This window comes from Filifactor villosus, assembly GCF_042652965.1.
In the GTDB taxonomy this organism is placed as follows: Bacteria; Bacillota; Clostridia; order Peptostreptococcales; family Filifactoraceae; genus Filifactor; species Filifactor villosus.
Genome location: NZ_JBHSHL010000002.1, coordinates 83,312 through 105,494, shown reverse-complemented (window position 1 = coordinate 105,494; position 22,183 = coordinate 83,312). Strand labels below are relative to the sequence as shown.

The following is a 22,183-nucleotide window of genomic DNA, read 5'->3' as shown; positions in this document are numbered from 1 at the left end:
TATGCGAGAACTTTTGGAGCGGGTCGAGCGACAACGACCCTGTGTTCACTGCATGACCAATCCCGTCACGGCAAACGATGTTGCAAATGCTGTGCTTGCCATCGGAGGAGTGCCCATAATGGCGGACTACATCGAGGAGGTCGAGGATATCACGGCACGATCCTCCGCTCTGGTCCTCAATACAGGTATGCTCAGTGCGGAAAAACTCATCAGTATGATGGTGGCGGGAAAGACGGCGAATAGGCAAGGCGTCCCCGTCATTCTCGACCCCGTCGGTTGTATGGCATCAAAATTTCGACAGGGATCCGTCCTCAAACTCATTCGAGAGGTGGATGTTACCGTAATTAAGGGAAATTACTCGGAGATGCTTGCGATCTGTGGGAAGAAGACGAGAAGCAAAGGAGTGGATGCCTTTGAAGACGAGAATAAGAACCGAGAAGGACGGATGGAGCTTGCAAAAAAAATATCCGAGAAATACGGTTGCATCGCCGTGATTACCGGAAAGGAAGATATCATCGCAAAAGGAGATCGTCTCTACCTTATAAGAAACGGAGATGAAAGGATGACGAGGATCACAGGTGTCGGTTGTATGCTGTCGGGACTGATTGGGGCATGTATCGGGGCAAATCCAGGGAAGGAGATGGAAGCGACCCTTCTCGCCTGTGCGATGATGGGGATATCCGGACAACTTGCCCGTACACGTGCCGAAGAGGTCGGCGGAGGAACCGGAAGTATGAAAACCTCGATGATGGATGCCCTAAGTACGATGAGGACCCAAGAGGTGGAGAAACATATCAGACTGAAGGAGATGAACGGTATTCGAAGAAACCTCTTCTTCTATGCAATCACACCGGAGTACTCGGAAACAAAGGAATACTTCGCCAAATTGGAGCAGGCAATGAAAGGCGGAATTACCCTCCTACAATTAAGGGAAAAAAAGTTGAAGGGAGAGGAGTTGAAACAGCTCGCCGTTCGCGTAAAGAACCTCTGCGATCGTTACGGCATCCCTCTGATCATAAATGACGATCCCTATGTAGCGAAGGCTGTGGGAGCCGACGGCGTTCATCTCGGCCGTGAGGATGTGAAGATCGAAGAAGCGCGGAGGCTGCTTGGCGACAAGATCATAGGTCTCTCCGCCCACAACCTCAGGGAGGCTCGTGAAGCTTGTGAGTCCGGTGCGGATTATATCGGAGTGGGCGCTCTCTTTGCCACCTTATCCAAGTCCGATACCCATGCCTTGTCGATGGAAGAACTCGGAAAGATCACGGACAATATCGATCTTCCCGTTGTGGCGATCGGAGGGATCAACGGAGACAACCTTCCTCTGCTGGAGGGCAAAAACCTTGACGGGATCGCAGTGATCTCGGCGATCTTCTCTTCCCCCGATGTCAAAAAATCCGCCCGGGAGTTAAAGGAGAAGATACGGCTTTGATACCGGAACTTGAAAAAGGGCGATGCTGAACAATTGAAAAAGTGTCATTTATAAGAAGAATCAAACTCTCGAAAATGTTGATATGACAAATTTCCGTATTTTGTGGACTGATGCCGGAACGTGTCTATACAATTATTTACAAAAAGTAAAAACTGTGAGATACTCGTATAAAACCTCCTCTGTTTTACAAGGGTATCTCGCAGGTTTTTCATTTTTCAAGTAATCTCATAAATATACTTTTAACCTTATCTTTTTATCTTTATAAATCAAAGGAGTTCATGTCAAAGTTACGAATTTCGATGTACCGTTACAGCGGCATAATACTGGAATTCCTTTGGGTTGTAGATATAAATCATCTGTTATCCATAGAAGAAAAAATAATTTTTCACAGTCAAAAATGGATATATCCATATTTCTATTGGTGGATAGTGTTATGGAGATACCGCAAAATTCGAAAAATCAACATAAAACCAATTTTATACGAAAGATGAAATTTTTAAAAATATTGATATGACAGATCTTCGTATTTTATAGAAGTAGGCAAAAATCAGAAACTTATTTTTGTGCGGTGTTTTCCTAATTAAAATATCATGTTGTATACTTTGAAGAATCTCATGATCCAAATTGTTTTTTGGCAATGATAAGTTTGTATACCCTGTATTTTAAACGAAGAACAGTATAAGATGGATGTTGTACGAAAAAAGTAAAGGAGGAAAAGATGAAAGGCGATCCTATGAAACAAAAACGCTGTTTGTTCAGAAAAAAGTACTTTTATCGACTTGTTACATTGGTGCTTGTGATACTGATGGGCCTATGGCCGGTCTCGTGCAGCAAGACAGAGGTTTCGCAGGAGGCGACCTCCGGCAAGACAGAGGCTCCGGAGGAGGTGTCGTCCAACGAGGAGGAAGTTATCGAGGAGGCGGCCTCGGACTATATCTTTTATCTTCAAAACAACGAGATCCGATACATCGATTTGGAGAAGACGGATAGCGTACAGCCTGAGCAGTTGACCGAACAATACTTGAAAACAGAGGGAGAGGATGTCTATGCTGTCAGTAGCAACATCGATCGGATCTTTAAAAATCAAGCCGTTATTTTTGCAGACCATTCCGATCCGGGAGAAATGCGGTTGTACTACAAGTCTTTGAATAAAGAGGATGAGAAACCCCGGTTCATCGATGAAAACATAAGCGAATATCTGACGAGCGCAGACAAAGAGCATATGCTGTATGTGAAAGGGGATGAGCGCGGCTTATATCGATGGGACTTTGATCTGAAAAAATCGGAAAAACTCTCAGAGTATGTCGGAGAATATTATATCTCCGGAGATGGTAAAAACATTTGTTTTTTGGATGAGAATTCCGATCTGTATGTCAAATCTCAAAATGAAAAACCGAAAAAAATTGTGAAAAACATTCATTACATCGTTTACTGCAATGAAGAGCTTACGAAATTTGTGTATTCAAGGGGAGAGAATCTCTATCTTTACCATGCCGGTAAGGAAGAAAAGATCGCGAACAATGCTATCGTGATCGGGTTTCTCAACAATGGCGAAGGGTATTATCGGACTGACGAAAAAATAATCCCTTGGGATGAACTGATCGAAGATGATGTTGCACCCGATTCACCCCGTAAAGAATTTATAAAAAATCTTTCGGAGGAAGATGCGGATGAGTATGGATGGACAGTCAATACATTATGGTATTTCGACGGGGAAAAGTCGCACAAACTCAATGAGCGATGTCTGTGGATTTCGAGCGGTATTATGTGGGATATCGCTTTGTTCGGTTGGGTGATGCAGGACCGGACACAGGTGTTTTTCAGGGAGTATGATGCAAAAGCCTTTACAAAAATAAAACTTTCCGAGTTGAATGAGGAATACGATCTTTATGAGATCATGGATAAAGTTTTTGAGGAATTTCAAAAAACAACTCCGTATTTTGTGGCGATAAAGGACAGGGTGATGACAATGTCGGGTGTTGTCGCGGAGACTGTTTCGGCTGATTCGTCCGGTCGACGACTGTACTTTTACAAGAATGTGGATGGCCAATATCTCAAGGGGGATCTGTATAGGGTCGAGGTGTCCGAAGACGGCGTCAGTGATCCGATAGTTGTTTCGGACAATGTGTCGACTACAAGGAAAAATGTCTTCGGTGACGGGACGGAAATTTATTTTAAATTTAAGGCTGAATTCGTCGGCGACCTGTACGTTGATGGCAAAAAAGTAGATGAAGACGTCAATACCGAGCGTTGGGACTATGATGAAAAAACAAAGACCTTGCTGTATTTTACCACATGGAACCGCGGGATCGAACACGGTCATCTGAAAAGCTATACGAAGGGAGAAAGCAAGTTCATCGCAAAAGATGTCTATGATGCATACTTTACCGATGGGGGGAGGGTATTGTATCTGACGAATACGGAGGTTCACAGAGAAGCAAACAATAAGCTCTATGTTTACGACGGTGAAAAAACGCAGCAGATTGCAGAAAATGTTCAGAGGTTATTCTTTACGAAGGATAAGGGTCGAGATCCGATGTAAGAGGGAGCAGCTTGTTTGAAATTCTCATAGATGAAAAAGGTTTGTACCCTCTATTAAGTATATTTCGGAGTAGGTGGAAACATCCAATTTTTGAATGTTTGCGAGCAGTTAGTCCGGAGGAACAGAGATAAAAGTTGTTTGAACATCGAAAAAGAAGGGAATATAAAAATAGAGCTATGTAGTTACATTTTCATATTATTGCAAACCTCATGAAAACAATGCCGCAGTCCTTGTAAAATCGGGATACAATCTGTTTTGTGCTAAGGATGAACCCATAGATGCTATTGGCCCGGCAGATGGCGGTCACTTGTACATTCGTGGACAAAAACAGGAGGTTCTTTTTTGGGAGCATTTTCCCAATGGCGATGGGTTTCGATTTGTTGCTTCGGAGTATCTGCAAACAGATCTTCAAAAATCTCCCGAAACGTGGTGTTTGAATCATTCAACTGAAATTGAGATCCTGCCGTATCCTTTGAAGACATTGTGTGAAATCGGATCTTTGCGGGAGAACATATTTTTGACAGGGTTCATGTTACAGGAGGTTTGAATCACACCGAAAATCATGCAAGGACGGGTTTGCAGTCTTGGGCGGTGTTTCTTATAAAATAAGGAGGAAAAAACAATGAACAAAACATTTTTAGATGCAGTAAAGCACAGGAGGAGTTACTACGATATTCTAGGTGAGAGTACCGTTTCGGATGCCCGTTTGGAGGAGATCATCGGAGATATTGTAAAAAGTGCTCCTTCCGCCTTCAACTCTCAATCTACTCGAGTTGTACTTCTACTGGGTGAAGAGCATGGAGCTTTTTGGGATCTTACCGAAGCCGAGCTCAAGAAGGTTGTTGCAGAAGAGAACTTTGCTTCTACCAAGGAGAAGATAGAGTCCTTCCGAAAAGGGTACGGGACCGTCCTTTATTTTGAGGAGACTGAGGTTATAAAGGGACTTCAGGAGAAGTTTCCCCTCTATGCACAGAACTTTGCAAAGTGGTCGGAGCATACCAATGCCATCCATCAGTTTGCGATATGGACGGCACTTGAGGATGAGGGTCTGGGAGCGAGCTTGCAGCATTACACCGAGTTGGTGGAAGAGGCGGTAAGACAGAGATGGGGACTGAAATCCTCATGGAAGCTGATCGCACAGATGCCGTTCGGCAAACCGGGATCTCAACCGGGCGAAAAGGATGTACAGCCGTTGGAAGAGAGATTTCTGGTAAAGAAGTAGATCCTTTTAAGGCGATGCCGTATCGTTTGAAAAAACATGACCTGTTTTATACAAAGGACAAAGGAAGGTCTCGTGTGACCTGCAAATCCGGTATAACATCGATTTGATCGAAAGGATGAACGTCTTTGGATATTCCGGTGCAAGGGGGGGAGTCTTTGTACTTTATAGACTCACAGCAAGGTAGAAATTTTTCCTTTGCGGTGGTGTTTTCGGAGTTTGTGGAGACTTGTTTCAGCTGGCCCTTTGTGTTCTGTACATCGGTGATAAAAGTACGCTGTGATTTTTTGGGACATTTTGGCGGAATAAAACGCTGTCTTTTGATAAAAAAGAGGGTTCCAATTAACCAATAGACACAGGAAGATGCCGAATTCTTCAAAAAAATGTAAAAAAACAGGAGAAAAACGGGAGAAATTCCCTTCCAAGCGTTTTTTGAAAAAAAAATCAAGGATTTTCACAAATGAAAGCCTTGAAAATACTGTAGAAAAAGAAGATACATTCCGTAAGTAATCCTTTTGGGTAATATACGGAATGTTTTTTTTGTGGTAGAGTAAAACCATAAGAATTGTGCGAAAATTTCTTCAAAAGCTCGTACTTTGCGATTCAAGTGTAGAACAAGATCTCAAAGAGACTCGCTCTCTTCTTACGGTGATGTTCTAAGAAAGAGATAACCGCTTTCTGCGTGGTGGGGAAGGAAGGTTATAAGTTCTCTGAAATCACCTTCGCTCCGCTCGGATGTGGATCGTTCTGCAGGAAAGCCCGTGGATCCGAAGTCGTTTTTAAGAGACTTTTCTTGAAAAACTCTCTCTTTGTTGAGGAGCTCTACATCGTCCGTGAAATCTTCGAGGCACATCGGCTTGGAATTTTTCATAAAATAACGGCTGTGACCTTGCTTTGTTACAACAGCTGTGACCTTGGAAGATATACCTGCTTCCTTTAAGAACGCGGAGGTTTGAGTTGATGGTGGATACGGTTTCCTGCATTTCGTTCGTCTTGAACAAAAAAGAAGCCGGCTTAGAAGAAGTTAGAGGGAGCACGGTTCGAAACAGTGTCATGCTTTGATAGTCGCAACGTTTTACGAGAGCGGAAATCGAAGATTTCGACATGGAAAATCGGATAAGGTAAGATGTGAAGATGGCCCCTGTGGAAGTGGGAAGGATTCTGTTGTGTATTTGGAACATTTTTGTTCCGCACCTGCAAAAGCACGGCGAGTCTGCGAACTCTGATACAAGGAACGTCGTTTTCGCATTTTGCGAATATTCGGAAGAGCAATGAAGAGAAGGGGACGTACTCGCGTAGAGAGTGTTCCCGTATCTTGGTTGAAACGTCGGGGCGAGTTATCGTCTCAAGGCGAAAACGCGGTTGAAAAACACACAAAACACACAAAACACACATAAAAATAACCCGGTCGGATCATGGTCGGGTATTTTTATTGCTGAAGTACGGGGCGATTTGTTATACGGAGAAGGCGGCTTTTTCCTTGGATCGCGATTTGGAATAATTTAAGGAAAACATTGCCTTTTATCTGTTTTTTGTATTATAATGTCTCTAGGAATAGTCGAAACTTTTCTAAAAAATATCTATTAAGGCGATATTATTTTGAGAAAATTAAAACTCAAAGTACATAGCTGGAGAGGGGTAAAAGATGAGAAAATATGAAAGCGAAAAAATCAGAAACGTAGCGATTTTGGGACACAGCGGTTCAGGAAAGAGTAATCTTATCGAGGCGATCCACTTTACCGCGGGATTGAATAACAAGATTTCGAAGCCAACGGATGCGGTCAATCTCACGTCTTCTATGAAACTCTTTTCCGTAGAGTACCATAACAATAAATACAACATCTTGGATACACCGGGCTACTTCGATTTTTCGGGAGAGGTTATCTCCGCGATGGGAGCCGCATCGGGAGCCATTATCGTCGTAGACGGAACGACCGATCTGCAGGTCGGAACCGACAAGGCTCTTGAGATCACAGATGATTTCAATGTGCCCAGACTGATCTTCGTCAACAAGATCGACAGTGAGAAGGCGGAGTACGACAAGATACTCGAACAATTGAGAGAGAGATACGGCAAGAAGATCGCTCCCTTCCACATTCCTTGGGGCAAGGGAGACAGTTTCAAAGGTTTTATCAACGTAGTAGGGATGTTTTCCAGAGAGTATAACGGCAAGGAGTGCGTGACCGTGCCCTTCCCGGAAGAGTACCGCGAAGAAGCGGCACCGGTGCGCGAGATGCTCCTCGAATCCGTTGCGGAGTCCGATGAGGCTTTGATGGACAAGTACTTCAACGGAGAAGAATTTACCAACGATGAGATCCGTCGCGGTCTGCGTGCAGGGGTCCTCAATGGAGATATCATTCCCGTACTCTGCGGTTCGACAGCGAAGAACATCGGTATCCACACTCTGCTCGATTCGATGATAGACTTCCTTCCGTCGCCGGTCGATATTTTGGCGACCAGATATTCCACGGACTTCATTATCCGAGTGTTCAAGACGGTGGTAGACCCCTTCATCGGAAGGATCTCCTATGCCAAGATCGTCGAAGGAGACGTCGATCCCGAGGTCGAACTCTTCAACCTCAACAGAGATTCCAAGGAAAAGGTGACCAAAATGTATACGATGGTCAACGGTGAACTCAAAGAGATGGACGGAGGGGTAGCTGGAGACATCGTGGTGTTGACCAAACTCTCCGACACCTTTACGGGAGATACTCTGGCAACTTCGAAAGACAAGACTCCGATAGAACCTTTGGAGTTCCCGAAACCGCAGATGCTCGTTGCGATAGAGCCGGCAAACAAAGGAGATGAAGACAAGATCTCCACAGGACTTCAAAGACTGATGGAAGAAGATCCTTCCTTCACTTGGGAGAGAAATGCGGAGACCAAACAGACGGTCCTCGGAGTGCAGGGAGATATCCACGTCAATGCACTCAAGGACAAGCTGAAAGATAAATTCGGTGTGGCAGTCGAGTTGCACGATTTGAAGGTGCCCTACCGTGAGACGATAAAAGGAAAGTCCGATGTACAAGGCAAGCATAAGAAACAATCCGGAGGACACGGACAGTATGGAGATGTCAAGATTCGTTTCGAACCTTCGAGAGAAGAGTTTGAGTTTACGGAAGAGATCTTCGGAGGCTCGGTGCCCAAGTCCTATATCCCTGCAGTCGAAAAGGGTCTTAGAGAGTCGATGGAACACGGTATCCTTGCAGGTTATCCCGTGACCCACATCAAGGCGACCCTGTATGACGGCTCCTACCACGATGTCGACTCTTCGGAGATGGCGTTTAAATTGGCTGCTAACCTCGCTTTCAAAAAGGGAATGGAAGAGGCGAGACCGGTCCTTCTTGAGCCGATCATGAGATTATCCATCGTTGTTCCTGAAGAATACATGGGAGACATCATGGGGGATATCAACAAAAAACGAGGAAAAGTCTTAGGTATGGAGGCTTATAAGAACCGTAAGCAGTTGATCAAGGCGGAAGCTCCCCAGGCGGAGACCTTCAAATATGCCATCGACTTGAAGGCGATGACACAAGGAAAGGGCTATTTTGAGATGGAATTTGTTCGCTACGAGGAAGTTCCTGCCCAAATGGCGGAGAAGATCGTCGCACAGGCAAAAACCGAGGAATAAGCTCCTTGCGTGAAGAGGATGTAAGTACCTTCGATATAGAAGAAGACAGAAAGCGGGAAGGCATTGCCTTTCCGCTTTATTGCTTTTATAATGCTGTTTATGTAATATTCCTTATCGAAAAACAATTTGAAGGACAACAGTTCAAAGGATTTATACTATTTTTCAATAGAAGTATGGATATATCTGTTTTTCAAACCAAGAAAGTTGGTTTGTCTTCTATGGGTCACAGATTATTTATATCTACAACTCGAAGGAATAATAGTATTATACTATTATCTGTTAAAATTGTCCGGTCATAAAGTTTAAGTTCTACGATTATTTAAGACATTTCCGATAAATATATATTCTGTTTACCTGACATCTTAAACGAACAATAGTATTAACAAGGGGTAGTAAAGAACGGAAAGGAGAAGAGAGATGAGAGTTTTTGTTACGGACGCGTTTACGTCGGAGAAATTTTCGGGAAATCAGGCGGGGGTCGTCCTCATGGAGAAGGGAGAGGACAATCCGAGTGTGGAGTTTATGAAGAAGCTGGCGGCGGAGCTTAAACATTCCGAGACCGTCTTTGTAAAGCAGGAGGGAGAAGGGGTCTTTCACCTCAGATATTTTACCCCGACGGAGGAGGTCGACCTCTGCGGACATGCGACCATAGCGGCTTTTTCGACCCTCAGGGAAGAAGGGCGGATTCAGGCGGGTATGTACAAGGCTCTCACCTTGGCGGGAGAGCTTGAAATTGCAGTCGAAGCTCATGGAGTTTGGATGGATATGGCAAGCCCCTGTTTGTTCCGCGAGTTTTCGAGAGAGGAGAGCAGGGAACTCTACGAGGCCTTCGGTCTGGGAGAGGACGATTATCCGGAGCTTCTTCCCAAAATCATCAGTACGGGACTGCCTGATATCATGTTGCCCGTGGCGAGCAAGGAGGCCTTGGACGGCTTTGTTATGGATAGGGAGAAGGTCATGGCCCTTTCTGAAAAGTACGAGGTCATAGGGATGCACCTCTTCGCTCTCGACCCCGATGGCAAAGTAACCGCCTATTGCAGGAACGTCGCACCTCTCGTAGGAATCGATGAAGAATGTGCGACGGGCACTTCCAACGGTGCCCTGACTCATTATCTCGCCATAGAGGGTTTGATCGACAGGGAGGGCGAAAACACCTTCGTCCAAGGGGAGAGCATGGGGAGATCCTCGTTGATCAAGAGCCGATATCGAGACTCCACCATCGTTATAGGAGGAGATGCCGTGATTACGATGGAGTGTTTTTTGCGGTAGAAAAATCGGGAGGATGAGCTGCGATGATACCGCATCATTTGAAAAATCAGCATAAAACCACTTTTGTACGCAGGTTGAAATTATTGATTTGACAAGCTTTAGTAGTTTATAAACGGGAATTACAATCAGAAATTTGCCTTTGTGCGGTATTTCCTTTGCAGAAAACCGATCGGAGGTTTGGAGGGAATTTTTGGCATATTGCACAAACATCATTGTTCCAAGGTGAAAGAGGAAGGGATGAACTCTTCGAGGGGGAAGAAAGGAAGGTTGGAGACTATGAAGGACTTTGACGATGCAAAGTTGCGCGAAGTACAGAAGCAAAAGGGGGCGGATCAATCTAAGGATAAGAAGGCAGGTAAACTTCGAAAGACACCGCAGGAGATTGAAGCGGAGTTGGAACTTTTTTTGCAGGGAGAAAATCGCAAGCATTTCGATCCTAAACCTTCTGACAATTTTCGTAACAATCAAAGGAGGTTTCAGTACGACTATGAAGAGGACTTCTATGAGCCGGACTATGAGGAAGACGAGTCCTAATACTATTTTTCAATAAAAGTATGGATATATCTATTTTTCAAACCATGAAACATTGTTTTATCTTCTATGGCTCACAAGATTAGTTATATCCATCATTCAAAGGAATAGTAGTATAAGACTATGATATCAAATCGTTGGAATCGGTGATCTGCTTTTATAGGAGAAGAACCGGATCTTCGTAGTCGAAGAACAGGTGGGACAACAGTTCTGTTGAGCCTTCGTATAAAATTTGTGATCAAACACATCCGGGGATATCGCCACATAGACTCGGATGTGTTTTTTTGGCAATACTTCACAACTCGAAAAACCGGCATGAAATCAACTTTATACAGAGGATGAGGTTCTCGAAAGTCTTGATTTGACAAGCTGTAGTCTTTTATAAACGGGAATTACAATCAAAAATTTGCCTTTGTGCGGTGTTTCCTTTGTATCTTCTATCCTTCATTTTTCTTTGGTTCCGATACACGGAGTGGGGTATTTTCGGCGATCGTGAAAAATAACTGTAAAAAAAGAGAAAGATGGGTTATAATGATAGATAAACGTTAGAGCATTTCATACTCCTGTGCAGGACGTCGTGTGTCGAAACTTGTATGTCAGAGACGCTAAAACCGTTTTTTGACTTTGTGCATCTGTTACGTACAGCAGTCAGACAGTAGCGTTATTCGACGAAAAGACGGCCTACAGAAGCGATATGATTGTCTGAAGGGAGAAGCTCGATTCCGTGATACAGTCATAGGAGATGACCGTTTAATAAGACAAAAGTGTAAGAATAATAGAAAAAATTGTCCCTGTGAATAAACGGGGATGTTTGTAAAGGAGGGGTCAGGTTGCAAAACGAAAGAGAGAATGCACAGTTGGAGGCAGGTCGAATTTCCTATGCGCTTAGGATGTTTTTTGTGGGAGCTCTCGTTCTTTTGGTGAGCGGCTCCATAGGGATGTTTGAACTGCTGTTGTTTGTAATGCCTACTTTGATTGCGATCACGGGAGTGATTTCTTCCTTAAAATATGCGGTCGTTGTTGCAGGGGCGTTGACATCGATCTGTGTCGTGGTATCATCGTTGTTGATTCCTTTCGAACTGATGTTGTTGCTGACGATGATCGGTTTGCTTACCGCTTACGGGATTGTTCACAGGAAGCGCCCCGAAGAGATGATGCTTTGGATCACCGTGCTTTCGGGAGCTTTGTTTTCAATATGGAGTCACCATTACTATAAGATTACGGGGGAGAAGATCACCAGGACGATCATCCTCGGATATCAAAAGCTTTTTACTCAAAATCGGGACTTGGAAAGTCAGATCGAAATGCTTAGCGGACTTGAGATCCGTGTCTTTGTGAACAGGGTGATGTATTTTCTTCCGGCAGGGATCTTGTGTCTGTCTTTTGTTCTGGCTTTGACCACCTTCTATGTTACCGGTCGAGTGTTGAATCGTTATACGAGGAAGGAGATCTTTCCTAAGTTTCGTGAGTTTCGGATGCCGGGAGATCCTCTTTTGATATTGGGGATCTGCGTTTTTTGGGGTCTTGGCCACTTTATTATAGGTGAACGCTACTCTGTGAAGATAGGTGTGACGATGTTGTTTACCCTCCTCTTTACTTTCTATGTTCAGGGGATTGCGACGCTTACCTTTGGAATAAAGAAGGTATTTTCAACCTTTCTTTCCAACTTGTTAATCCTTGGGGTAGGGCTGGTGTTCCCGATGGTGGCAGTTGCGATCGGAGGAGTTGATTTTGTTTCCGATCTACGAAAAGAGAAAGAAATAGAGGAGTGAGGACAGTATGGGATATAGACAGAAGATGAACCTTGTCTATCCGATGGCACTCTTGGTCGGTTCGATCCTGTTTCTGAGATACAATTATTGGGTCACCTTGGCGGGAGTTGTACTCGTCATTGTGATGTTTGTTCTCGAACGTCTGGAACGGCGCAAGAAGGATGCGGAGTGGACTCAATATTTGGAAACTCTGTCGCTAAGTATGGATCAAAGTACGAAACAGGCGATCACGAACCTTCCGATACCTTTGTGTATGTGCAGGATGGACGGGACGATTACCTGGTATAACAAGAAGTTTTCGGCTGTGGCGATGAAGAGCGGTCTGATCGGCCAGCACATCGACACCGTCTTTGAGGAGATCAGCATAGATAATGTTTCGCTCAAGGGGGACAATCCCTCGACCTTTATGGAGATCGGACCCAAGAAGTACAAGATCGTGTACTATGTGGTCCCCAATTCCAAGAAGGACAACGGAATGATCATGCTGTATTTTATAGATGAGACCCGTTATGAAAATCTGATGGAAGAATATAAGAATACCAGGACGGGGATTATTTTGATCCAGGTCGACAGTTTCGACGAGGTCCTGGATACGGTCAAAGATACCGATAAACCACTGATGGAAGCGGAGGTCGAAAGAAAACTCAAGGTCTGGGCGGAGAACTATGATGCCGCCATCCGAAAGGTAAGCAAGGATAGGTACTTTGTTCTGGTCGATGAACAAAATCTCGAAGGGATGGAGGACAACAAGTTTTCGATCCTCGATGAGATCAGAAGCAGCGATTTCAAAAGCACTCTTCCCGTGACCTTATCGATCGGGGCCTGCCCCAGGATGAAGACCTTGCAAAAGACGCACGAAGGTGCCGTTTCAGCGATGGAACTCGCTCAAGGTCGAGGAGGAGACCAGTGCGTGATCAAGCGTGGAGAGAGGTTTGTGATGTACGGGGGCAAGACCAAGGCGGTGGAGAAGAAGACGCGGGTCAAGGCGAGGATCATCGCCTATGCTTTGAAGGATCTGGTGTACTCCGCAGACCACGTATTGATCATGGGCCATACCTTTGCGGATCTGGATGCCTTGGGTTCGGCGATGGGAGTGTACGGAATCTGTCGCATGCTCGATAAGAAGGCGAACATTGTACTCAACCATTCGAATACGTCGATCGATACCCTGTATGAGAGAATCAGAAAGAAGGAAGGCTATGAAAACATCTTTATCAACAGCGAGCAGGCGAAGAGGATAGCCAGTGAGCATGTCCTGCTTGTCATCGTAGATACGAACAAGCCCTTCCTGACGGAAGCTCCGGAGCTGATCGACCTCTGTGAAAAGATCGTTTTGATCGACCATCACCGAAGAGGAGTGGAGTTTGTCGACAAGGCGGTGCTCGTCTACCACGAGACCTACGCATCTTCAGCCAGTGAGATGGTCACGGAACTGATCCAGTATATCGATGACAGACCCAAACTCAATACCTTGGAAGCGGAATCGCTGTTGGCGGGGATGATGCTCGACACCAAGAGTTTTTCGTTCAAGACGGGGGTGAGGACCTTTGAAGCGGCGGCGTTTCTGCGTAAGGCGGGGGCGGACACGGTCGAGGTCAAGACCTTGTTCCAAGGAGATGTCGACAGTTATATGAAGATTGCCGAAATCGTCAAGAACGCCAAGATCATCGACGGAAAGATCGCTATGACTCACTGCGATGAGATTTTGGAGAATCCCAAGTTGATCGCGGCAAAGGTCGCCGACGACCTTCTCAACATCAAGGGAGTCATCTCCTCCTTCGTGATCACGAAGGGGCAGGAGAACGCCCTTCAGATCAGTGCGCGCTCGATGGGTAAGATGAACGTTCAGCTCATTATGGAAAGACTCGGCGGTGGCGGTCATATGGATACCGCAGCTACACAGATGAAGGATGCGACGATAGAAGAAGCGATGGATAGATTGGAAGAAGCGGTCATGGAATATTTGAATGAGGAGGAGAACCAATGAAGGTAATATTGCTCAAGGATGTAAAAGGAACAGGGAAGAGTGGGGAACTCAAAGAAGTAAGCGACGGATATGCGCGTAACTTCTTGTTCAAAAAAGGTCTTGCCATCGAGGCAACCAAAGAGAATTTGAACGACTACAACCAGAGAAAAACGGCGAAGGAGATCAACGACAAGCGCGACGAGGAAAGGGCGAAGGAACTGGCGGAGCAGCTCAAAAAAAACGGAGTTACCATCCATGCCAAGGCGGGAGACGGACGACTCTTCGGCTCGATCACGTCCAAGGATATCGCCGATCAGCTCAAGAAGGATCTGGATATCGACATCGACAAGAGAAAGATCATCTTGAAGGATCCGATCAAGGAACTGGGCACAACGATCGTGGAGATCAAACTCCATAGCAGAGTTACGGGAGAAGTGGCAGTCCACATCAAGGCGATCGATTAAGATAAAGAAGATTTGGGAGAAGGTGAGAAGGTGGAAGGAAAGACGATGCCGTATTCGATCAAGGCGGAGCAATCCGTCTTGGGCAGCATCCTCCTTGACAAGGATGCCATCGTATTGGTTACGGACATCATCGAGGTCAAGGATTTCTACAGAGAACTTCATCAGGATATCTATGCGGCGATGCTGAGGCTCTATATGAAGTCCGAGCCGATCGATCTTATCACCGTGACCGAGGAGATGACGAAGAAGGGGGCGGAGCAGTCCCCGGAGGAAGTCGGCTATCTGACCGACCTGACATCTGTGCCTGATTTTACCTCTCACATCGTGAACTATGCCAAAATCGTCAAAGAAAAATCCGTACTCAGAGAGTTGATCCGTGCCTCTCAGAGGATCATGGAGAAGGGGTATTCCGCGGAGGAGGAGGTCGAAGCCGTCTTGGGTTTTGCGGAGAAGGAGGTCTTTGATATCTCCCAGTCCGGGAATACAAGAGGGCTTATTGAGATCAGTGATATCGTAATGGAGACCTACGACGAGATGGAGAGGATCTACCGCAATAAGGCGGAGTTGACCGGCTTGACGAGCGGTTTCATCGATCTGGACAGGAAGACGAACGGTTTTCAAAAGACGGACCTGATCTTGGTCGCAGCACGTCCCGCGATGGGTAAGACCGCCTTTGCCCTGAATCTGGTGGCCAATGCGGCTCTCAAGGGCGGGGCCTCGGTAGCGGTCTTCACCTTGGAGATGAGCAGGCAGCAACTTTTTCAGAGGATGCTTGCAGCCCACTCCCAAGTGATGCTCGGCAACATCAAGAACGGGACCTTGGAGGATGAAGAGTGGGAGAGGGTGACTTCTTCGATGCACATCCTCTCGAACCAAAAGATCTATATCGACGACACCCCGGGGATCAATGCGGTTCAGCTGCGTTCCAAGTGTCGAAGGCTCAAGATCGAAAAAGGCTTGGACCTTGTCGTGATCGACTATCTCCAGTTGATGGAAGGAGATACAAGGACGGAGAACCGTCAACAGGAGATCTCCAAGATCTCAAGGTCGCTCAAGATCCTCGCCAAGGAGTTGGAGTGTCCCGTCATTGCCCTGTCTCAGCTTTCGCGTGCACCCGAACAGAGGGCGGAACACAGGCCAATGCTTGCGGACCTCAGGGAATCGGGAGCCATCGAGCAGGATGCCGATATGGTAATGTTTCTTTACCGGGATGAGGTATATGATCAGGATACCCCCGACAAGAATATGGCGGAGGTCATTATTGCAAAACACAGGAGTGGAGAGATCGGAACCGTTGTGTTGACATGGCTGGGACAGTATCAGCTCTTTGCCAATGCACCCGGCCCCGAATTGAGATTATAGTCGAAAAGAGAGAGAACTATGCTTTGGGGAGAAAAGGTAAAACTGGCACCTATGAAGGTGGAGGATGTTAAGGAGATGTTGTATTGGGAAAAACACACCGACGAGCTCTTCCTCGATTACAACTTTCCTATGTGGACGGACACCCAGGTGCAGAGGTGGTATGAAGGCAAGGTCAGGGGCAACCGAGAGTGTTTCAGTATCTTCGACAGAGAGGCCGTCCTGATCGGCTATATTGCACTGAGGAAGGTGAATCCCATCTTGAAGACGGGAGAGATCGGCATTTTGCTCAGACCCAATGCCTTGAACAAACAGTTCGGCAGGGACGCGATCAAAGTGTTTTTGAACTGGGCCTTTGAGGTCAAGGGGCTTCGAAAAATCAGGCTCCTGGTTGCAAAGTACAATGCAAGGGCGATCCGCTGTTATGAGGCCATCGGTTTTTACAAGAGAAGGACCTTCTATGACACCTGTTTCAACAATAAGATAGAGCCCTTCCATAACGACAGTTATAAGGAGATTCGAAGGTACTTTCAGAGAATAGGAAGGACTTTGTTTGTGGAATACGATCAGATGGAGATCACGAGACCTGCTCTAAGACAGATGAAAAAAGCCGTGTGATCTTATGGAGATATCGCATCATTTGAAAAAAACAGCTTTGATACGATTGCTCATTCAGATTATCCGTATCTTTCATTCTATGGGAGATAATACTATTTTTCCGTAGAAGTATAGATATATCTGTTTTTCAAACGACGAAAAGTTGTTTTATCTTCTATGGGTCACAGATTGTTTATATCTACAACTCAAAAGAATAATAGTAATAAGATGGGTTTTTGTGCTTGTGAGTGTGGATATAACCACACTTCTATCGAAAAACACTATGACATCGGGACCGAAGGAACCCGGTTCACGAGATCGTTGAGTTCCGAAAGAGGACGAAAAAACGAATCTCATCTTTATGTGGAGGTTCCCTAGTGTCTTGACATATTGATATTTATCTTTATTTCCTGCCTTTGATATAAACTGAAAGAGTTCATATCAAAGTCGGAATTACTATGAATTTCAACGTGCCGTTATACTGGTTTTAATGAAGGAGTAAGGAGAAAGCAAATGTGCAAGGCAGTTGTATCCTACAGCGGTGGAAAGGACAGTATCTTGGCTCTGGAACGCGCGATCACTCAAGGTTATCGGATAGAGGCCCTGCTTGTCACCTTCGACGTGCGGACGGGTCGAAGTTTCTTCCATAATCTTCCCTTGGGGCTTCTCAAGGAGGTGGGAAGGTGTCTGGAACTTCCGTTCAAGGCGGTAGACTCGCAGGGAGAAGACTACAGGGAACGCTTTGCAGCTGTCCTTGAGAGTTTTAAGAGGAGCGGGACGGAAGTCTGTGTTTTTGGAGATATCGATATTGAAGAACATAGGAGTTGGTGTCGAAGTCTCTGCGAGGAAGTCGGTCTTAAGGCCGTATTTCCCCTCTGGGGAGAAAAAAGGGAGGATCTCGTCAGAGAGATCATCTCCAAAGGTTATCGCTGTGTCCTTCAGAAGGTGAGGAAGTCCTGCTTCGACAAGACGGTTCTCGGTTTACCTCTTACAGAAGAGCTTATAGAAGGAATGAAGGCAAAAAACATCGATGTCTGTGGAGAAAACGGTGAGTACCATACCTTTGTGGTCGATGGACCCTTGTTTCGATCGAAACTTACATACACCGTCGCAGGGGTGAAAGAGAGTCAAGACACCTTTTCCTTGGTGTTAGAAGAGAAGAAAGAGGAAAGTTTCCAATGATCAACCTATCTACCTGGGCATTTCTGATGTCCTTTTTCACATTGTTATCCAAGATTCTCGGATTTGCAAGGGAGGCTCTGCTGACGAAGAAGTTCGGCGCGACCGCACTGACCGATGCCTTCGTCATCTCGTGGAACATCCCCCTTGTGATCTTCGGAGGAATCGCCACGGCACTTCTGACCTGCTATGTACCGATGTATAACTCCGTCAAACTGCAGGGTAAGAAGGAAGTTGACAAGTTCAACAGTAACTTGATAACGATGGTGGTGCTGATTTCGCTTATCATCATTGCTCTGTTTCTGATGTTTGATGAGACGATCATCAGAACCTTCTTTATTCGCAGTTACAAGACGGAGACGATCGCCTATGCGGTCAAGTTCTCCAATATTATGATCTGGTCGATGTTGTTCTTGGGCATCTCCTTCATCCTCCAAGGCTATGTGCAGGTGCACGAAAAGTTTACCGTCGTGGGTCTGATGGGGATACCGCTCAACCTGATCATGATCGCCGCCATTCTGATAGGAACGACGCAGAACTATCTGTGGCTGGGAATCGGGGTCACTGCAGGATATGCCTTTTATCTTCCTTACTTCGGGATACCTGCATACAGAGCGGGATTTCGCTATCGCCCGAGACTCGATTTTAGGGATGAGAACGTGAGGAGGATCATTCTCCTGGTCATCCCGGTATTTTTGGGACGGATGGTCTTTGACATCAACCTGACCGTAGATCGCTACCTCGCCTCCGGGTTGGCGGCGGGGATCGTGACCTGTATGTATGCCGCCAACAAACTCAATCTTCTGGTCAACTCCGTCGTCGTCACTTCAGTGGGAACAACGATATTCCCAAGGATCTCGAGGTTGACCAAAGAAGGAGATATGCTGACGGTAAAGAAGACCTTGGCGACGAGTTTGGGCAGTATGTCGGTGTTTTTGGTGCCGATCTCGTTTGCGATGATAGCTATGTCTGAGCTTATTGTGGCGACTGCTTTTATGCGTGGAGAGTTTACGGCGGAGATGGTAGGATGGACAGCGGGTGCAGTGAGGTTCTACTCCATCAGTATCGTTTCTTTGGGATGGAGGCAGATCATGGAGAAGGTCTTCTACGCGATGGAAGATACCAAGACTCCGATGATCAACTCCGTAATCTCGATTGTGATCAACATCATCTTGAATTTGCTGTTGGTGGAACCCATGGGACATAGGGGCTTGGCCCTTGCTACGGCAACTTCGTCGATCATCACCGCCCTACTCTTCTTCGTCAACCTCCAACGCAAGATAGGGCGCTTCGGAGGCAGACAGCTTTTGCAATCTCTGATTCGTATCGCACTGTCCGCCTTTGTAATGGCATTGGTCGGCAAGATGGTCTCGACTCTGCTTTCTGTTTTTGTAGGCTCCAACCTGATCAAACTGGGCATAACGACCCTGATCTGTATGGCGGTCTACTATGCGATGCTTCGAGCGCTTCGGGTAAGGGAACTGAGGATGGCTCTCGATATGCTGCGACGACGCAGGGCACGAGCTTGATGGAGGAAGGTTGAGTTGATACAGGCAAAACGGATAGAATACTCTTCTCTAATAGAAGTATGGATATATCCGTTTTTTGACCACGAAAAACTATGTTGTCTTCTATGGGTCACAGATTGTTTATATCCACGACTCAAAAGAATAGCAGTATAAGATCATAGATACGCAAAAAGCCCGTATTCTCCAATTGTTTTTGGGGGGCGGGCTTTTCTGATCTTGTTGTCGGATATTCGGATCATCATAAAGGATTGCCCTTCAATCCTCTTTTTTGTTTTCGTGCGGTATTTTCTTAATGGGGGCAGATATGATATAATAACAAAACAAAGAGAGAAAAATAGATGTAGCGCCAGAACCCAAGCGGTGGACGAGGAGCGGGGTTATCGAAGATTCGGCGGATGCCTCGAAGGTCTCACAGCCTAAGAAATGAACAAAGACGGGGAGGAATTCCCGGTACAAAAGCATTTCCGTGAACTCTCTTTGACAGGAGGTATCGCCCGACAAAGGACGATGCATCTGTTTTTGTGTGATTTTTTATTTAGACCCGTTATACCGTTTTTCAATCGATGTGTGAGAACTATGCAAGCTATCATTGCTTGAAACAGTTCGAGGGATCATAGAAGTTGAATTGTACGATCGGTGAGAGAAAGAGGTATAGACGAGAAGAAGTACACGGCTTTTGGAAAAGACGGAGCCGAGACTTGAGAAATCGTAAACAAAGAAGTTTTGTTACAAACAGAAGGAGGAAATCGAAATGTGCGGGATCGTCGGTTATATAGGAGAACGTCAGGGGCAGAACTTTGTCTTGGACGGACTTGAGAAATTGGAGTATAGAGGTTATGATTCTTCGGGGGTAGCCAGTGTCTGCGGAGACAGACTCCGACTCAAGAAGAAGAAGGGAAGATTGCAGGGATTGAGGGATGAACTTGAGGCGGACCCGATCGAGGGCAGGGTCGTCATCGGTCATACCCGTTGGGCGACCCACGGGGCTCCTTCGGATGTCAATGCACATCCTCACTTGGATGATAAGGGAGAGTTTGCCGTCGTCCACAACGGGATTATAGAGAACTACCTCGAATTGAAGAAAGAGTTGCAGGACAAGGGACACCGCTTCCTCTCGGATACGGACACCGAGATCGTCGCGCATCTGTTGGCGGATTGTGACACGGGAGACTTTGTCTCCACGGTCTTCGAGGCAAAAAAACGTCTGCGAGGGGCCTATGCACTCGGAATCGTGTCCAGAAAACACCCCGATACGCTGATCGCCCTGCGTCAGGAGAGTCCCCTCATCATCGGAAAGGGCAAGGACGGAAACTTTATCGCCTCGGATATTCCGGCCATCTTGGAACATACGAGGGACGTCTACTTTATCGAAAACGGAGAGACCGTCATCTTGAGTAAGGATGACATCTCCATCCTCGATGGAGAAGGAAATAAGGTGGAAAGAGAGTTGACCCATATCGAGTGGGATATGGCGGCGGCTACCAAGGGGGGCTATCCTCATTTTATGTTAAAAGAGATCCACGAACAGCCCCAAGCGATTCGTGATACAATCAAACATCGGATGAAGGAGGACGGCAGTATCTCTCTCGGGGACATCACCTGGACAAAGGAGATGCTGGAGAAGGTTCGCAAGGTCTACATCGTAGCCTGCGGAACGGCTCATAATGCAGGAATGGTAGGAAAGACGGCGATAGAGAAGATTGCGGGTCTTCCCGTAGAGACGGATCTGGCCTCCGAGTTTCGCTATAGAGAACCTTTTGTCGATGAGCACACCCTTATGATCCTTGTCAGTCAGTCCGGAGAGACGGCGGACACCCTGGCGGCACTTCGCGAGGCGAAGAAGAAGGGAGCGCGGACCTTCGCCGTTACCAATGTCATCGGTTCATCGATCGCAAGAGAGGCGGACGATGTCTTCTACACCTGGGCGGGACCTGAGATTGCAGTCGCATCGACCAAGGCCTATACCACCCAGCTGATTGCGATGTATCTGGTGGCGATGAAGATGGCCGACCTTCTCGGAAGGTTGAGCGTTCAGGAGAGGGACGAGTTGTTGAAGGAATTGCTGACCCTCGGAGACAAGGTGGAAGAAGTACTCAAACAGGAAGAAAAGGTCAAGGGGATTGCGGACAGGATCAAGGACAGCAAGGGTATCTTCTACCTCGGAAGGACCTTGGACTACAGCAGTGCCATGGAGGGAGCGCTCAAACTCAAGGAAATCTCCTACATCTTTACCGAGGCCTTCGCCGCGGGAGAGTTGAAACATGGAACCATCGCCCTGATCGAAGAGGGGATCCCTGTCATCACATTGGCGACACAGAAGGATCTTCTTGAGAAGACGGCGTCCAACATCCAGGAAGTAAAGGCGAGGGGAGCCTACACCATTGCCATTACAAGGGCGGAAGCGAAAAACATCATAGAGCAGTCGGAGGAACACATCCTCGTACCGGACTGCCCCGACCTTCTGATGCCGGTCGTAAGCATTATTCCGGCACAATTGCTTGCCTACTACACCTCCCTGTTGAAGGGCAACGATGTCGACAAACCGCGAAACCTTGCCAAGTCGGTAACGGTCGAGTAGGAAGGTAAGAGGAAACGGAATATATCATTATCGAAAACGGTTTGAACGGCAACAGATTTCAAATCGCATAAGGTTAATTGCAATAGGTGATAGTATCAGAACCTGCCGGAGATAT

At 46.4% G+C, this 22,183-nt stretch carries 14 protein-coding genes; all 14 read left to right on the top strand.

What is annotated here, in order from left to right:
• Position 1: 1 nt before the first annotated feature.
• The gene (gene thiM, locus ACFO4R_RS00465; RefSeq protein ID WP_379786978.1) at positions 2 to 1,432 is read left to right on the top strand and encodes a hydroxyethylthiazole kinase; all 1,431 of its coding nucleotides are present in this window, start codon (positions 2 to 4) and stop codon (positions 1,430 to 1,432) included.
• Between the two features lie 718 nt (positions 1,433 to 2,150).
• Positions 2,151 to 3,974 (top strand): hypothetical protein, encoded by a 1,824-nt coding sequence (locus tag ACFO4R_RS00460; RefSeq protein ID WP_379786977.1) that lies wholly within the window; start codon positions 2,151 to 2,153, stop codon positions 3,972 to 3,974.
• Between the two features lie 622 nt (positions 3,975 to 4,596).
• Positions 4,597 to 5,196 (top strand): nitroreductase family protein, encoded by a 600-nt coding sequence (locus ACFO4R_RS00455; protein ID WP_379786976.1) that lies wholly within the window; start codon positions 4,597 to 4,599, stop codon positions 5,194 to 5,196.
• Between the two features lie 1,642 nt (positions 5,197 to 6,838).
• A complete protein-coding gene (locus ACFO4R_RS00450) occupies positions 6,839 to 8,824 on the top strand; it encodes an elongation factor G (RefSeq protein WP_379786975.1) in 1,986 nt (661 codons plus the stop codon).
• A 417-nt stretch (positions 8,825 to 9,241) separates the two neighbouring features.
• Entirely contained in the window at positions 9,242 to 10,093 is an 852-nt protein-coding gene (locus ACFO4R_RS00445) for a PhzF family phenazine biosynthesis protein (RefSeq protein WP_379786974.1), read from the top strand.
• A gap of 237 nt (positions 10,094 to 10,330) precedes the next feature.
• Complete coding sequence (locus ACFO4R_RS00440) at positions 10,331 to 10,627, top strand: hypothetical protein (RefSeq protein ID WP_379786973.1); 297 nt, start codon at positions 10,331 to 10,333, stop codon at positions 10,625 to 10,627.
• 827 nt (positions 10,628 to 11,454) lie between these two features.
• A complete protein-coding gene (locus tag ACFO4R_RS00435) occupies positions 11,455 to 12,396 on the top strand; it encodes a DUF2232 domain-containing protein (protein WP_379786972.1) in 942 nt (313 codons plus the stop codon).
• A 7-nt stretch (positions 12,397 to 12,403) separates the two neighbouring features.
• Positions 12,404 to 14,383, top strand: a complete 1,980-nt coding sequence (locus tag ACFO4R_RS00430) for a DHH family phosphoesterase (RefSeq protein ID WP_379786971.1) — start codon at positions 12,404 to 12,406, stop codon at positions 14,381 to 14,383.
• Positions 14,380 to 14,826, top strand: a complete 447-nt coding sequence (gene rplI / locus ACFO4R_RS00425) for a 50S ribosomal protein L9 (protein ID WP_379786970.1) — start codon at positions 14,380 to 14,382, stop codon at positions 14,824 to 14,826. The genes ACFO4R_RS00430 and rplI overlap by 4 nt, the downstream gene beginning before the upstream one ends.
• A gap of 30 nt (positions 14,827 to 14,856) precedes the next feature.
• The gene (gene dnaB / locus ACFO4R_RS00420) at positions 14,857 to 16,188 is read left to right on the top strand and encodes a replicative DNA helicase (protein ID WP_379786969.1); all 1,332 of its coding nucleotides are present in this window, start codon (positions 14,857 to 14,859) and stop codon (positions 16,186 to 16,188) included.
• A gap of 18 nt (positions 16,189 to 16,206) precedes the next feature.
• Positions 16,207 to 16,803 (top strand): GNAT family N-acetyltransferase, encoded by a 597-nt coding sequence (locus ACFO4R_RS00415; protein WP_379786968.1) that lies wholly within the window; start codon positions 16,207 to 16,209, stop codon positions 16,801 to 16,803.
• Positions 16,804 to 17,295: 492 nt separating this feature from the next.
• Entirely contained in the window at positions 17,296 to 17,964 is a 669-nt protein-coding gene (locus tag ACFO4R_RS00410) for a Dph6-related ATP pyrophosphatase (RefSeq protein ID WP_379786967.1), read from the top strand.
• Positions 17,961 to 19,490, top strand: a complete 1,530-nt coding sequence (murJ, locus tag ACFO4R_RS00405) for a murein biosynthesis integral membrane protein MurJ (RefSeq protein WP_379786966.1) — start codon at positions 17,961 to 17,963, stop codon at positions 19,488 to 19,490. The genes ACFO4R_RS00410 and murJ overlap by 4 nt, the downstream gene beginning before the upstream one ends.
• 751 nt (positions 19,491 to 20,241) lie before the next feature.
• A complete protein-coding gene (gene glmS / locus ACFO4R_RS00400; protein ID WP_379786965.1) occupies positions 20,242 to 22,068 on the top strand; it encodes a glutamine--fructose-6-phosphate transaminase (isomerizing) in 1,827 nt (608 codons plus the stop codon).
• The last annotated feature ends 115 nt before the right edge of the window (positions 22,069 to 22,183 follow it).

Bases quoted from the DNA above. Each gene is read 5' to 3' on its own strand.
- thiM (WP_379786978.1), top strand. From the start codon at position 2: ATGCGAGAACTTTTGGAGCGGGTCGAGCGACAACGACCCTGTGTTCAC.
- ACFO4R_RS00460 (WP_379786977.1), top strand. From the start codon at position 2,151: ATGAAAGGCGATCCTATGAAACAAAAACGCTGTTTGTTCAGAAAAAAG.
- ACFO4R_RS00455 (WP_379786976.1), top strand. From the start codon at position 4,597: ATGAACAAAACATTTTTAGATGCAGTAAAGCACAGGAGGAGTTACTAC.
- ACFO4R_RS00450 (WP_379786975.1), top strand. From the start codon at position 6,839: ATGAGAAAATATGAAAGCGAAAAAATCAGAAACGTAGCGATTTTGGGA.
- ACFO4R_RS00445 (WP_379786974.1), top strand. From the start codon at position 9,242: ATGAGAGTTTTTGTTACGGACGCGTTTACGTCGGAGAAATTTTCGGGA.
- ACFO4R_RS00440 (WP_379786973.1), top strand. From the start codon at position 10,331: ATGAACTCTTCGAGGGGGAAGAAAGGAAGGTTGGAGACTATGAAGGAC.
- ACFO4R_RS00430 (WP_379786971.1), top strand. From the start codon at position 12,404: ATGGGATATAGACAGAAGATGAACCTTGTCTATCCGATGGCACTCTTG.
- rplI (WP_379786970.1), top strand. From the start codon at position 14,380: ATGAAGGTAATATTGCTCAAGGATGTAAAAGGAACAGGGAAGAGTGGG.
- ACFO4R_RS00415 (WP_379786968.1), top strand. From the start codon at position 16,207: ATGCTTTGGGGAGAAAAGGTAAAACTGGCACCTATGAAGGTGGAGGAT.
- ACFO4R_RS00410 (WP_379786967.1), top strand. From the start codon at position 17,296: ATGTGCAAGGCAGTTGTATCCTACAGCGGTGGAAAGGACAGTATCTTG.
- murJ (WP_379786966.1), top strand. From the start codon at position 17,961: ATGATCAACCTATCTACCTGGGCATTTCTGATGTCCTTTTTCACATTG.
- glmS (WP_379786965.1), top strand. From the start codon at position 20,242: ATGTGCGGGATCGTCGGTTATATAGGAGAACGTCAGGGGCAGAACTTT.